Below are 12,984 nucleotides of genomic sequence, written 5' to 3' on the forward strand. Positions count from 1 at the left end.
GCATGTCGTCCATCGAGTCCATGCCGGCCATGCCGGCGTGACCGGCATGCTGCGCCCACGCGGCGCGCGCGAACAGCGACGCGGCCGCGACACCGATGGCGCGCGACAGGAAGGTTCTCCGTATCATGAAATCGCTCGTTTCCGCAGTCGTTGCCGCTGCCGCCCTGTCCGCTTCGTTTGGCGCATTCGCTCAAAGCACCGTGACCCGCGCTCAAGTGCGCAACGAACTGGTCCAGCTCGAACAAGCCGGCTACAAGCCGGGCGTGGCAAGCCCGTACTACCCGAACGACATCCAGAGCGCCGAAGCGCGTGTTCATGGTGCCGACACCAGCGGCTACGGCGCACAACCGGCTCCGGCCGTCCACTCGGGCGCCCCGGCCGCATCGTCGAACGCTCGCGACTCGATCTTCTTCGGCCAGTAAGCCGATGCGCCCTCGGCGGGCGCCGCGCGTCGCGCGATGAAGAAATATCCGGACGAGCCCCCTTGCGGGGCTCGTCCGTTTTTATGAAACGCATACCTCCGCCGCCCGGCAACGGGTGGCTTCGCCCGGGCGCCTGGCGTCCGGGTGTTTTTTCATCTGCGAGGGATGCGTACGAGCAGGACGAAACCGCGCGCGCCCGTCAGCGCGGCGCAGCCGCAACCGGCACCGACCGCGACAGTACGCGCCACCGCGACAGCAGTTCGTCGCGATCGATGTAGCAGCCCTGCAAGTGCCGGCGTCCGGTAGACGGATCGAACTCCGTACGCGCGTGCATCACGCGGCGGTTGTCGAACGCCCACATGTCGCCCGCCCGCAGCCGGCGCTGCACGCGAAAGCGCGGCTCGCGCGCCAGCGCGAGAAACCGCCGGTACGCACGATAGACGGCGGCGACCGAGCCGGCCGGCGCATCGAGCGGCCCGCGCAGGAAGTTCGCGACGCGCACTTCCGTCACATTGCCGCGCGCGTCGAGCCCGATCACCGGCGCCGAGCAGCGGTAGTCGCTGTTCGCACTCTTGTTCCAGAACTCGAACGGCGTCGACGCGAGTTGGTCGAAATCCGCCGGATGCTCGCGCCGCAGCGCATCGGCCAGCGCGAAGCCGTCGAGGAACACGCTGTCGCCGCCAGTCGCGTCGTTCGCGAGGCAATGCAGGAACTGCACGCCCGGCTGCAGCTCGCGGGTCGGCAGGTCGGTGTGCGGCGGCAGGTTCAGCGACGTATACGCATTGCTGTCCGGACGCGGCTTTGATTCGACGTCGAACAGCACACCGAAATTGCTTTCGCGGATCAGGCCGATGCGGCGCGCGATCTCGTCGACGCGGCCGCGCTCGGCCGGCACGCCTTGGACGAGCGTCAGCCCCGTGCGCTGCAACGCGGCGAGCCACACGAGCAATGCGCGGTCGTCCTCCATCACGTCGCGCCACGCGAACACGCCGATGGCCGTCGCGTCGTCACCGGCCCACACGTGCCGCCCGTGCGCGGCCTGCCGCTCCGCGCGCGACGCGTCGTCGTAGGCATGCGCACGCAACCAGCCCGGCGACCACGCGCTGCGATGTCCGTCATTCCACTCGACATGCAGCGCGCCGTCGGTTTCGACGTGCACCGTGAGCGCGGAGAGATCCTCGCGCGCATCGGCGATCTCGAACACCTGTTCACGCGTGACGGCATGCACGCACGCGGAACACGCGCAGTTGTCGCGCAGCCAGTCGAAATGAAACGGCGATCGTCGTGTGTCGCTCCATTCGACGTCCACCGCGCCATCGCCAATCGTCGCCGCCGCAATGGCTGCGTCGCCCGAAAACGTCCGCCAGTCCTCGATACGGTGTTGCGCTGCCTGCATCGTTGCCTCCCGGAAACGCCCGCTACGCGTGTGGTGCGAGCAGAAACCCGCCGACCGTCCGGTGCAGCCGCGCCGCCTGCGGGCTCGTTCCGAGCGCCCGCCAGCAGCCGTGCACCAGCCCCTCTCCCATCCAGTAGTGCGCGGCACCGCCGGCCGCGCGAATCCGTTCGACGTACACGCGCGCGTCGTCGCGCAGCGGATCGTGTTCCGCGCCGATCGCGAGCACCGGCGGCAGGCCGTCGAAACGCGAAGCCGCGAGCGGCACCGATGCGCGCAGCAGCGGGTTGCCGTCTTCCAGCGCATCGAGCAAGCCGCCTTCCCAGTACAGCGCGCGATAGCGATGGACGTCGTCGAGCGTCAGCATCGGCGCGTGCGCTTCCGTTTCGCGCGCGGGCGCTTGCGGTTCGAACCCGAGCATCGGATAGACGAGCGCGATGCCGTCGACACCGCCTTCGCCCGCATCGCGCAACGCGGTGGCCACGCCCGCCGCGAGCATGCCGCCCGCGCTGTCGCCCGCGAGCGTCAGCGGATGCACGCACGGCCCGAATGGCCAGCGTGCGTCGCGCGCCGCACGCGTGACCGCCAGGCAATCTTCGAGCGCGGCCGGCGCGCGATGCTCGGGCGCGAGCCGGTAGTCGACCGCGATCACGTCGAGCCCCGTATCGGCCGCCAGTTGCGCGGTGATCAGCGCATGACTGTCGAGCGAGCCGACGACGAAGCCGCCGCCATGAAAGAACAGCACCGTGCCGCGCGGCGTGCCATGCGCGGACGTGTAACGCCGCAGCGCGATCGCGCGGCCGTCGGCGGCATGCCAGACGGCGTCCTGCTGCACGATGCCGGCCGGCAGCGCGGCCGGCGTCCATTCGGCCGCGAAGCGGTCGTACAGGCGGCGCTGTTCGGCGGGCGAGCGCGCCGCCGCGTCGGCCGGATACCACGCGTCGACGGCGGCAACGAACGTCGCGATTTCCGGTTCGAGCATCGTGTGCGCTCCGGGGTCGAAGGCTTGCGCCGGCTAGCGGCGCGGCGGCAGCCCGATCACGCGGCCCGCATACGCGGGCGCCGCGCCATCGCGCTGCAACGCATGCAGCTCGGCCACGCGTGCAGCCACGTCGTCGTCGAACGGCGCCGATTTCGCGCCGTCGCGCGTATCGACGTGCAGCAGCATCTGCTCGCTCGCCGATACCGCATCGTCGTGCCCGTCAGCGAACAGCTCGAGATACAGGTGCAGCCGCTTCGCGTCGTGCGCGAGCACGCGCGCGTCGACGCGCACCTGTGTGCCCTCCTTGATCTCGTGCAGGTAGTTCACATGTGCTTCGAGCGTGTAGACCGAGCGGCCCCGCTCGCGACGCGCGGCATCATCGAGGCCGATGCGATCCAGCAGCGCATCGGTCGCGAAGCTGAAGATCAGCAGGTAGAACGCATCGCGCAGGTGGCCGTTGTAGTCGACCCATTCGGGCCGCACCACGTCGCGGTAAATCGTCAGCGGGGTATCGCCGGTCATCGTCTGTCGTCCTCAGTCTTCGAATCGCATCCCGTGCCGCGCCTTCACCGCGGCGATCGACTTCAGCACCTCGGTGATGCACTCGTCGCGATAGCGCTCGAGTTCCTTGATGCTGCGCGTGCCCTGCTGTTCGGTCGTGCCTTCGACGACGCTGTCGATCAGCGCATCGGTCAACGTGGGCGCGACCAGCTTCGTCCAAGGCAATTCGAGCGCGGGGCCGAACTGCTGCATGAAGTGTCGCATGCCCGCATCGCCGCCCGCGAGCGTGTAGGTCAGGAACGTGCCCATGAACGACCAGCGGATGCCCGCGCCGAAGCGGATCGCGTCGTCGATCTCGCCGGTCGTCGCGACGCCTTCGTTGACGAGGTGCAGCGCCTCGCGCCACAACGCTTCGAGCAGCCGGTCGGCGATGAAGCCCGGCACTTCCTTGCGCACGTGCAGCGGCCGCATGCCGAGCTTGCGATAGATCGCCATCGCGCCTTCGACCGCCTCCGGCGACGTGCGCGCGCCGCCGAGCACCTCGACGAGCGGCAGCAGGTAGACGGGATTGAACGGATGGCCGACCACGCAGCGCTCCGGATGCGTCGCCCGCGCGTAGAAATCCGTCGGCAGCAGCCCCGACGTCGACGACGCGATGATCGCGTCGGGTTTCGCCGCGCGGCTGATCTGCTCGTGCAGCTCGAGCTTCAGCGCCTCGCGCTCGGGCGCGCTTTCCTGGATGAAATCCGCGTCGGCGACGCAGGCCTCGATCGTCGAGACGAAACGCAGCCGGGCAGGATCGGCGCCCGGCGCGAGGCCGACGCGTTCGAGCGCGGGCCACGCGTTCGCGACGTTCGCGCGCAGCCGCTCCTCCGCGCCCGGCGCCGGGTCCCACACGACCACGTCGAGACCGTGCGCGAGCGCGCGGGAAATCCATCCGCTGCCGATCACGCCGGTGCCGATGGCGGCGAACGTCTTGATGTCGGTCTTCACAGCCATGTCAACGCATCCTTCAAATCAGGGGAAATCGGTGGGCAGCCGCACTGGTGCGCGCCGCCGCGTCGTATCAATCAGTCAGGGAAACACTCACGCGAACTCGGCGATCGCACGGCGTTCGAGCGGACGCTCGCCGCGTGCGGGCAAGCCGAGCTTGCGGCGGCCTTCGGCCGGCGTCAGCACGCGGGCACCGAGGCGCTCGATGATCTCTCTCGCGCGCTCGACGAGCGTGCCGTTGGTCGCATGCACGCCGCGATCGAGCCAGATGTTGTCCTCAAGGCCGACGCGCACGTGGCCACCGAGCAGCATCGCCTGCGCGACCATCGGCATCTGCATGCGGCCGATCCCGAAGCCGGCCCAGTGCGCGCCCGGCGGCAGGTTGTCGACCATCGCCTTCATCGTGCCGGTATCGGCCGGTGCGCCCCACGGAATGCCGAGGCACAGCTGGAACAGCGGCGGATCGTCGAGCAGCCCTTCCTTCAGCAACTGCTTCGCGAACCACAGATGGCCCGTGTCGAAGATCTCCAGCTCAGGCTTCACGCCGAGCTCCTGGATGCGCTTCGCGCCGGCGCGTAGCTGCGCGGGCGTCGATACATAGATGTAGTCGCCGTCACCGAAATTCAGCGTGCCGCAGTCGAGCGTGCAGATCTCGGGCAGCAGATCCTCGACGTGCGCGAGGCGCGTGAGGCCGCCAACGAGATCGGTGCCCTTGCCGAAACGCATCGGGTCCTCGCCGGGGCCGATCTCGAGATCCCCGCCCATGCCGGCCGTCAGGTTGATGATCACGTCGACGTCGGCCGAGCGGATGCGATCGACCACTTCGCGGTACAGGTTCGGGTCGCGGCTGCCGCGCCCCGTCTGCGGATCACGCACGTGGCAGTGCGCCACCGTCGCGCCGGCCTTCGCGGCCTCGATCGCGGCCGCTGCGATCTCCTTCGGCGTGACCGGAATCGCCGGATGCTTGCCGACCGTATCGCCCGCGCCGGTGACGGCGCAGGTGATGATGACTTCGTGGTTCATGCTGGTTGCCTCGCTTGAATCGGGTTGTGTCGCAATGCGGATGTTTCGTCAGGGCGCGCCGCGCGCGGCGCGCGGGCCATCCATCACAGGCCGAGATACGCCTTCACGGCCGGCAGGCCATCCTTGCCGTCGAACGTCTTGACGCCCGCGAGCCACGGATCGAGCACCTGCGGGTTCTTCTTCAGGTACGCCTTCGCGGCGTCGGCCGGCTTCGTCTTGTTCATCACCGACTGCATCAGCTGGTTCTCGAGCTGCGTCGAGAAACGCAGGTTCGTGACGAGCTTGCCGGCGTTCGGGCAGCGGGAAATGAAGTCGGGGGCCGTGAGCGTGTATACGCGCGCTTCGCCGTAGTTCGGCCCGAACGACGCATCGCCGCCGGACAGATAGTTCATGCTGAGCTGGATGTTCATCGGGTGCGGTTCCCAGCCGAGGAACACGACCCACTTCTTCTCGCGGATCGCGCGCTCGACCGTCACCAGCATCCCGGCCTCGCTCGATTCGACGAGCTTGAAGCCGCCGAGCCCGTACTGGTTCGTGTCGATCATCTTCTGGATCGTCGCGTTCGCGCTGCTGCCCGGCTCGATCCCGTAGATCTTGCCGTCGAGTTCCGCGCGGTGCTTCGCGATGTCCTCGAAGGTCTTCAGGCCCGCCTGGTATTCGTAGCTCGGCACCGCGAGCGTCGCCTTCGCGCCCGACAGGTTCGGCGGCTCGACGACGTTGATCGACTTGCTGTCGAGGAACGGCTGGAGCTGCTTCTGCTGCACGGGCCACCAGTAGCCGAGCGATATGTCGAGCTGCTTGCTCTTCAGGCCGGCGAACGAGATCGGCACCGACGCGATCGTCGTGGTCGGCTTGTAGCCGAGCGCCTCGAACACGGTCGACGCGAGCGCCGTGGTCGACGTGATGTCGGTCCAGCCGATATCCGCGAAACGCACGGTGCGGCAGGTCGCGCCTTCGGTTTCGGCCAGCGCCGTATGCGTGAACGCGCCGGTCGCCAGCACGGCCGCGGCAAGCGCGGCGATCTTCGTCGACTTCATGGTTCGGTACCTCCCGGTTGGACTCGCGGCAGCCGGTGCGCGGGGTGTGCCCGGCCTGCATCGTGGGAGTAAAAGTAACGAGCCATATTGGCCGCGAGAAGACCGGCGGCGACCTGTTCTTGACTATTTGCGACTATGAGTGGAAACCACTAGATTTCATGAGAGGCTTGATAGGCGGGGCTTTCATACGTTTTTCCGATGGATTCTGCTTGTCCGCATGCGGCGCGATGCTGGTGGGGGAGGACTGGACAAAACCAAGGAAGGCTGCCCAGCAGCCTTTTCATCCCACGCAGATACAGCGCGAATCTCTCGAACCGGCTTTCCCGCCGGGTCTTTCATTTGGTGCCAGGTTGCCGATCGCGCCCCGTGCACCCGGCACTTTGTCGCTTTTACAAGACAGAGACGCGGGTGTTAGCGGCCCTGTCAGGCCGCTCAGTTTGCGAACACAGGGCGTACGCTCCAAAGTACCGACTCGGTCGATATCGGTTTCAGCGAGAATTTAATTTTGACGACAGCGATGTTTAGTATCGATAAATCGAATATTTCGCTTCTATCACGCCGGAGAAACCCACCTATGTCACCAATAAAAAATAAGCAATTATTTTCACCGTTAAAATATTTCAAAAAATATTTTCGCTTTGTTTCGTATGAGCAATGCAGAATTCGAGCGCCGCGCAATTGACTTTACGCACCAACTGGGGAATGCATTCGTAACCTTTCGTTATTATAAATGAAATTCTTGGCGATCATCAAATCCCACATAGTGGGCGTGGATTGATGCATTCCGCCTGCGCAGGCGAATCGCGATGGAGACACGTAAAGTAATCGACCGACTAAAAAACATGAATGATTTCAGCCTGGACAGGTGGACCGCGTTACGTTATCTAATTGAGTCGAAATGCATATTTCGCGCACCGAGACACAAGCTTGTATCGTCGAGCGGAAAGTCCCTTAAATGGCTGATCGACTTACGGCCAATCCTCCTTTCTACAGAAGGGCTCGATACACTTGCGGATTTATTCTGGAATCGTTATGCGGATCAGTTGCCGTTTCAGGTCGGCGGCATGGAAATGGCCGCCGTCCCGCTCGTGGCTGCGATTCTTATGGCCGGCGCACGAAAAGGGCACAACCTCGGCGGCTTCATCATTCATAAAGAGCGTAAGCGCTACGGCCGGATGAACGCGATCGAAGGCGAGGTTTCGGATGCGCCCATTCTGCTCGTGGATGATATTTTCAACAGCGGCGCGAGCATTGAACAATCACGCGTTGTATTAGCGGAAATTGGTCGCCCGATCTGGAAAGTATGGAGCGTGATCGACTACCAGTCCAATACGGGTGAGGATTGGCAAAAGCGACATGGCGTTACAGTAGAATCTGCATACGTTCTCGGTAATTTCGACCTGAAACTGTCAATTCCGAAGAGCCATTCGACGCAGCTTTCGTTCCTCGTGCGCTGGCTCAGTAAAGCGGCCTCTGCGAATCACCACTATGTCGTACCGAAATCCGCACCGCGCGCGCAAGGCGGCCTGATCTATTTCGGAACCGACAGCGGCGAAATGCGTTGCATCGATGGCGCAAGCGGCGAAACGCGCTGGAATTTCAAGATCGAGGCGGCGCGCTCGAAAGGGATCTGGTCTACGCCGTACGTGACGCCCGAGCGCGTCTTCTTCGGCGGCTACGACGGTAACCTGTACGCGTTGTGTGCCCAAAGCGGCCGGGAAATCTGGCGATACGTCGAACCCGATTGGATTGGCTCTTCACCGGCCTATGCATCCGACCTGAATCTGGTCTTTATCGGCGTTGAATACGCCAGTCCGACGCGAGCCGGCGGCATAGCCGCGATCGACGCTGAAACCGGTCACAAGGTCTGGGAATGCCCGGTCCGTTGCTACGTCCATGGCTCCCCGCTCTATGCCGCTGATGGTTCGCTGGTGCTCTGCGGCACGAACGACGGCGCCCTGCTGGCGCTCGACGCACGTACCGGCGCACTTCGTTGGCAGTTTCAGACGAACGGCGCGGTCAAGCATGCGCCCGCATTCGATCCCGATCGCCGGCAAGTCGTGTTCGGATCGTTCGACGGCGGCATTCGCGGCGTGTGCCTCGATAGCGGCGAACTGAAATTCTGCATCCAGACCGGCAACGCCGTCTACACAACACCGCTGATCGACGGTGCTCGCGCCTACTGCGGCTCTACGGACAAATACCTGTACGTGATCGATTTGGCGACCGGCGAAGGAATCGCCAAGATCGGCGCACACTCGAAGATTTTTTCGTCGCCTGCCCGCATCGGCCCATGGATTTGGTTCGGAAGCACGAACGGGCGCGTACGCGCAATCGATCCTCAAACGTTTGCGCTCGCAGGTGTATTCCAGCTTCCTGATGCCGTGACAACATCCGTCGAATACGACGCGGTCAATCAGATACTCACGGTTGCGACGACGGCTAATCGCCTATACGGCGTGTCTGTGACGCCGCCAGTCATGCGCGAACCAGCACAAGACGCGCGGTCGCCGGTTGACGTGACCGCATTACAGCTTGCACGGCTTGCTGTCGATGCAATTGCGAATCGCTCCGCTCTGCCTGATCCGCGTGGATACAAATTGACCGGAGCACGCCCGCAAGGTGGTGTCTTCGTGAGCCTGCGAAATCGCGCGACCTTGCAGCGCATCGGGCGCGGCGGTCAATGGACGTTCGACCCACGCGACCTATCACCGGAGTTGTCGGTCATCGTGGCGGTGACGAAGGCGTGCGCGAACCTGACCGTCGATTCGCTGCGCGATACCGCCGTTAGCGTGAGCCTGTTCGGACCGCTTGAGCAAGTCACAGTCGACCAGTTGGATCACGAAAAATTCGGAATACTCGTGCGCGCAACGGCAGGCGGCAAGCTCGGCGGGGGGCTGCCGAACTCCCCCGAATATAGCAACGAACACGGCCAATATCTGCACGCGCTGCGCAACGCCAAACTGACGCCCAGCGAAGGGCACACGCTTTACCGCCATACCGTTGAACGACAGACAGATGATATATCGTGGCCGGCCTATGGTGTTCCGCTTCCATACGACGCGACGGCGCTAACGCGCTTCGTGTCGCGGTTGCTCGATCCACGAAAGCAGGACGAGCTGGAAGATTCGTTCTCGGGCGTGGTAGATCGACTTTCTGCTCTGGCCGTCACTCGGTACGTGGATGCAGAGTTCACCACACAGCTTGTGCCGGCGCCCAAGTTGGCGAATTTTCCTGATCTGCAACAGTCACTGTCGGACCAATGTACCGGTGCGTCGCACGTGTTCCTGTCGCTGATATTCAAAGGCCGTCCTGTTGATAACACGCGCTATCGCGGTCACTTCCGTATGGATCGGGATGCGCTGATCTGCCGAAACGGAAATCAGGCCCAAGCTTTCTTGCCTGTATTGACATTGCATCAGTGGACGGACGAAGAGTCGTTCATCGCGGCGCTGCCGGATATTCCGGCCTCAACGTGGGAAGTCGCTCCTTGCCTGACCTGGGCGATAGCGGACAGCGCAAATCCCCTTCCAGTGCGCGGTGCATTCACCGAACAGACGCACACGCAACCGCCGTCGCAAGTGCTGCAACGCTCGGAATCCTGACGCACGACCTTTGTTTCGACAACCGATTGAGAATCAATGGCTGCGCGGGTGCCATTGTGGATGTATACGTCAAGCCCGCTTATTTCAGGAGTGGATCACATGCAAACGATTGATGATCTGGATTTGCTGCGCTACGTGGCCGGTGGTGATGGTGATGGCGGCGGTGACGGCGATGGTGATGGCGGCGGATACGGCGATGGTGATGGGGATGGTGACGGCGACGGTGATTCCGCCGCCGATTCGGCAGTAGGCAGCGACGCGACGTCGTTGGCCGACGCAGGCTTCAACTCCGATGCCAACGATTCCATCGGGCAGGCTGAAAACAACGGCCAACTCGCGGAAGCCACGAAGGGCTTGCAGGACGAATCGATGTCTACGTGGGGCGGCGCGGCCGTTGCCGGATATGACGCCGCGCAACAGGGTCTTTCGTTGGGTCAGGCTGAAACTGCCAACCTCACCTCCTTCCAATCTTCTCCGATCGGTTTCGCCGCAGGATACGCGGTTGGCGCTGCCGCACACGGGCTCGGCATCGGTGGTGGCGGTCACAACCACTAAGCACCGCCCTGATGTACAGGCTATGAACCCAGCCTGATCGATGAATGACAGCGCGCTACTGGTCCCGCGACTGGACGTCTGATCTTCATCGATATGGCACCACACAGCGCACCGCAATTGCGTTGCTAAAAGCAAGCAACCGTTGTTTCACTCGATCAGCATTCCATGAAAACTAAAGACGATATAACGCGTGCGTTTATTGATCTTGCCAAGCTGGGCCGGACTGATTGGCGAGCAACCGCATCGACGATCCTTCTTAGCGCGCTCGTGAGTATCATCGGCACGCTTGGGATCCTGATGTTTTCGGGCTGGACTCTGTATTTCAAGAATTTTGATGCCGCTCGCGCAGCTATCTCGCTGTACACCAATACAGCCAGCACCACGGGCATCATAGGCTTCTGGCTTGCATGCAAGATCGTCTTGCGACGCCCGTACCTCTCCCTGATTTCCGTCGACCTGCGTTTCAGACTTCGGCGTTGCCTGCTCGGCGCGGTTCTTTATCTGCCTGCCTTCGTGATATCGGCCGCAGTCATGTCCATCTATACGTCGATTCGAATTGGCACATGGACGCTTCCGTTCGGGCATCTTCAACCGCTGCAGGACATTCCAGGTTTCGGTCGGATTCTCGGGATGCTCGCCGCGTGGCTCGGCATTCTCGTTCTCGCGTTCGCCGAGGAATTGTTTTTCCGTGGGTGGTTAACGCAAACGCTCGGGCAATATGTGCGTTCCCCGCTCATTGTCGTCGCAATCGTTGCCGCCCTCTTCGCGATCTACCACACACAGTACGACTGGCCCATCAAAACGACATTGTTTTTTTGTTCGCTTGGGTTTTCTGCATTGAGCTTACGCGATCAACGACTGGAACTGTCGATTGGTGCACATACGATGATGAACATCTGCGCAATGATGCTGCCGATCCTGTTCGCCCACGCGCAGCCACATGCGCAAATTTCAACGGCCGGATTCTTAAACAATCGAGGCCTGATAGCTGATGCGGTTGTCTTTGCCATTCTCAAAGGTGTCCTGCCTTTCGCTTTGATGTATTGGCTTTTGAAGAAGACGAACGGCTGGTTTGTGTCTAAAGAAGCCGCAAGCGCCGTCGGTACTCAGCGCGTGTGATCATCCGCTGACCGCAAGATAAGCATGAGCGAGATATCGACCGCCCCCAGCGCAGATCAGCCGGAAGAGGAACAGCCACGGCAAAGTAAGCGTGCGTTGCTGTTCCGCCCCGCTGCGCTCGAATTTCGTCAGCACCAATGGCTCGGCGAGGTCGTGCTGACAGGTTCGGCACGCAGCCTCACGACTAGCATCGTGTTCTTCGCGATCGCGACCGCCGTGGTGTTGTTCCTGATCTTCGGCGAGTACACCCGCAAGGAAGAGGTACAAGGCAGGGTCATGATCGACAACGGCGCGGCAGAAATATTCGCGCCGACGGTCGGCACGGTTATCCGCGTGCTCGTCAACGAAGGGGACGTGGTCAATGTCGGCCAACCTTTGGTCGTCGTGTCCACAGAGCGCACTATCGCGGGCGGCAACTCGCGGCAGCAGATCGGCGTTGAACTGAATGCGCGGCGCTCCAGCCTGGAAAGCGACTCACGGCATATACAAAGCATCTTCGAACAGAACATTGCGATGCTCCGGGCGAAGGCCACCGAACTGAGTGCAGGTATTCAGCACCTGGATACGGAAATCACGACGCTAGAGGCGCGATCGAAGCTTGCCGAAATCGACAGCGCACGGTTCGCACAATTGCGGCGTGACGATGTGGTGTCCCAATCCGAATTCGAGCAACACGAGCAAAGCATGCTGACGAGTCGAGCGCAACTCGAAGACTTGCGAAAGCAACGCACGGCCTCTCACGCGGAACTCGCACAGGTAAAGGCCGATCTTCGAAATGCACCGCTTGATGAACAAAACCAACTAGGCACGATCCACCGGCAGATGCTACAGGTGGACGGTGAAATCGCCGACAACGAATCCAACCGCGAAATCACGATACCGGCGCAAATCGCAGGCACCGTTACGGCGCTGCTCACTCGTCCCGGCCAGTCGGTCAACGGATCAACGCCTTTGATGTCGCTGCTGCCGCAAGGTGGACGCCTCGACGTGAAACTGTTTGCGCCGAGCAAGGCAGTCGGTTTCGTCAAGATCGGCGCGCCCGTCGAATTGCGATACGAAGCGTTTCCGTATCAGAAATTCGGGGCCTACGCGGGCAAGGTCACGCAGATCGCTCGCACCGCCTTGAGCCCGTCGCAATTGCAGACCGCAACCGAAACGGGTGATGCCGACAGATCCGAGAACCTCTATCAGATCACGGTTGCGCTCGATTCACAGACCATCAACGCCTACGGCGAGTCGATTCCCTTGCAGGACGGGATGCGCGTCGACGCAGACGTAGTGCTCGATACGCGCAAGCTGTACGAATGGGTACTGGAACCGCTGTACACGCTCACCCGCCGCTCGCCCTGACCGC

General features: G+C 62.7%; 11 protein-coding genes. 5 read left to right on the forward strand and 6 right to left on the reverse strand.

The genetic code is table 11. The features are described from left to right. The first annotated feature begins 125 nt into the window (after nt 1-125). Nucleotides 126-422 carry a DUF4148 domain-containing protein gene (locus G3N96_RS11720; RefSeq protein ID WP_089426868.1) on the forward strand — a complete coding sequence of 99 codons (297 nt, stop codon included), beginning with the start codon at nt 126-128 and terminating at the stop codon, nt 420-422. A 199-nt stretch (nt 423-621) separates the two neighbouring features. On the opposite strand, the gene G3N96_RS11725 is transcribed toward G3N96_RS11720, so the two are convergent. The 6 genes from G3N96_RS11725 to G3N96_RS11750 form a co-directional block, all read right to left on the reverse strand. Next, nucleotides 622-1,818: a TauD/TfdA family dioxygenase gene (locus tag G3N96_RS11725; RefSeq protein ID WP_206137318.1), complete on the reverse strand. Its 1,197-nt coding sequence runs from the start codon at nt 1,816-1,818 to the stop codon at nt 622-624. 22 nt (nt 1,819-1,840) lie between these two features. Then, on the reverse strand, nt 1,841-2,797 hold the full coding sequence (locus G3N96_RS11730; protein WP_206137319.1) for an alpha/beta hydrolase: 957 nt from the start codon (nt 2,795-2,797) through the stop codon (nt 1,841-1,843). 33 nt (nt 2,798-2,830) lie between these two features. Continuing rightward, complete coding sequence (locus tag G3N96_RS11735) at nt 2,831-3,319, reverse strand: thioesterase family protein (protein ID WP_206137320.1); 489 nt, start codon at nt 3,317-3,319, stop codon at nt 2,831-2,833. 12 nt (nt 3,320-3,331) lie between these two features. Continuing rightward, complete coding sequence (locus G3N96_RS11740) at nt 3,332-4,297, reverse strand: L-carnitine dehydrogenase (RefSeq protein ID WP_206137321.1); 966 nt, start codon at nt 4,295-4,297, stop codon at nt 3,332-3,334. An 87-nt stretch (nt 4,298-4,384) separates the two neighbouring features. Then, the gene (locus G3N96_RS11745; RefSeq protein WP_039366557.1) at nt 4,385-5,314 is read right to left on the reverse strand and encodes a 3-keto-5-aminohexanoate cleavage protein; all 930 of its coding nucleotides are present in this window, start codon (nt 5,312-5,314) and stop codon (nt 4,385-4,387) included. A gap of 83 nt (nt 5,315-5,397) precedes the next feature. Continuing rightward, a complete protein-coding gene (locus G3N96_RS11750) occupies nt 5,398-6,351 on the reverse strand; it encodes a choline ABC transporter substrate-binding protein (protein ID WP_124578529.1) in 954 nt (317 codons plus the stop codon). An 806-nt stretch (nt 6,352-7,157) separates the two neighbouring features. On the opposite strand from G3N96_RS11750, the gene G3N96_RS11755 reads away from it, so the two are divergent. The 4 genes from G3N96_RS11755 to G3N96_RS11770 all read left to right on the forward strand — a co-directional run bounded on the left by G3N96_RS11755 (nt 7,158) and on the right by G3N96_RS11770 (nt 12,980). Then, nucleotides 7,158-9,956 (forward strand): PQQ-binding-like beta-propeller repeat protein, encoded by a 2,799-nt coding sequence (locus G3N96_RS11755; protein ID WP_206137322.1) that lies wholly within the window; start codon nt 7,158-7,160, stop codon nt 9,954-9,956. 99 nt (nt 9,957-10,055) lie between these two features. Continuing rightward, the gene (locus G3N96_RS11760; protein WP_124578534.1) at nt 10,056-10,511 is read left to right on the forward strand and encodes a hypothetical protein; all 456 of its coding nucleotides are present in this window, start codon (nt 10,056-10,058) and stop codon (nt 10,509-10,511) included. A gap of 165 nt (nt 10,512-10,676) precedes the next feature. Then, nucleotides 10,677-11,630 (forward strand): CPBP family intramembrane glutamic endopeptidase, encoded by a 954-nt coding sequence (locus tag G3N96_RS11765; protein WP_124578536.1) that lies wholly within the window; start codon nt 10,677-10,679, stop codon nt 11,628-11,630. Nucleotides 11,631-11,654: 24 nt separating this feature from the next. Beyond that, nucleotides 11,655-12,980 carry an HlyD family efflux transporter periplasmic adaptor subunit gene (locus tag G3N96_RS11770; RefSeq protein WP_124578538.1) on the forward strand — a complete coding sequence of 442 codons (1,326 nt, stop codon included), beginning with the start codon at nt 11,655-11,657 and terminating at the stop codon, nt 12,978-12,980. The last annotated feature ends 4 nt before the right edge of the window (nt 12,981-12,984 follow it).

Source organism: Burkholderia sp. Se-20373, assembly GCF_017104705.1.
Lineage (GTDB): Bacteria > Pseudomonadota > Gammaproteobacteria > Burkholderiales > Burkholderiaceae > Burkholderia.

Bases quoted from the DNA above. Each gene is read 5' to 3' on its own strand.
- G3N96_RS11720 (WP_089426868.1), top strand. From the start codon at position 126: ATGAAATCGCTCGTTTCCGCAGTCGTTGCCGCTGCCGCCCTGTCCGCT.
- G3N96_RS11725 (WP_206137318.1), bottom strand. From the start codon at position 1,818: ATGCAGGCAGCGCAACACCGTATCGAGGACTGGCGGACGTTTTCGGGC.
- G3N96_RS11730 (WP_206137319.1), bottom strand. From the start codon at position 2,797: ATGCTCGAACCGGAAATCGCGACGTTCGTTGCCGCCGTCGACGCGTGG.
- G3N96_RS11735 (WP_206137320.1), bottom strand. From the start codon at position 3,319: ATGACCGGCGATACCCCGCTGACGATTTACCGCGACGTGGTGCGGCCC.
- G3N96_RS11740 (WP_206137321.1), bottom strand. From the start codon at position 4,297: ATGGCTGTGAAGACCGACATCAAGACGTTCGCCGCCATCGGCACCGGC.
- G3N96_RS11745 (WP_039366557.1), bottom strand. From the start codon at position 5,314: ATGAACCACGAAGTCATCATCACCTGCGCCGTCACCGGCGCGGGCGAT.
- G3N96_RS11750 (WP_124578529.1), bottom strand. From the start codon at position 6,351: ATGAAGTCGACGAAGATCGCCGCGCTTGCCGCGGCCGTGCTGGCGACC.
- G3N96_RS11755 (WP_206137322.1), top strand. From the start codon at position 7,158: ATGGAGACACGTAAAGTAATCGACCGACTAAAAAACATGAATGATTTC.
- G3N96_RS11760 (WP_124578534.1), top strand. From the start codon at position 10,056: ATGCAAACGATTGATGATCTGGATTTGCTGCGCTACGTGGCCGGTGGT.
- G3N96_RS11765 (WP_124578536.1), top strand. From the start codon at position 10,677: ATGAAAACTAAAGACGATATAACGCGTGCGTTTATTGATCTTGCCAAG.
- G3N96_RS11770 (WP_124578538.1), top strand. From the start codon at position 11,655: ATGAGCGAGATATCGACCGCCCCCAGCGCAGATCAGCCGGAAGAGGAA.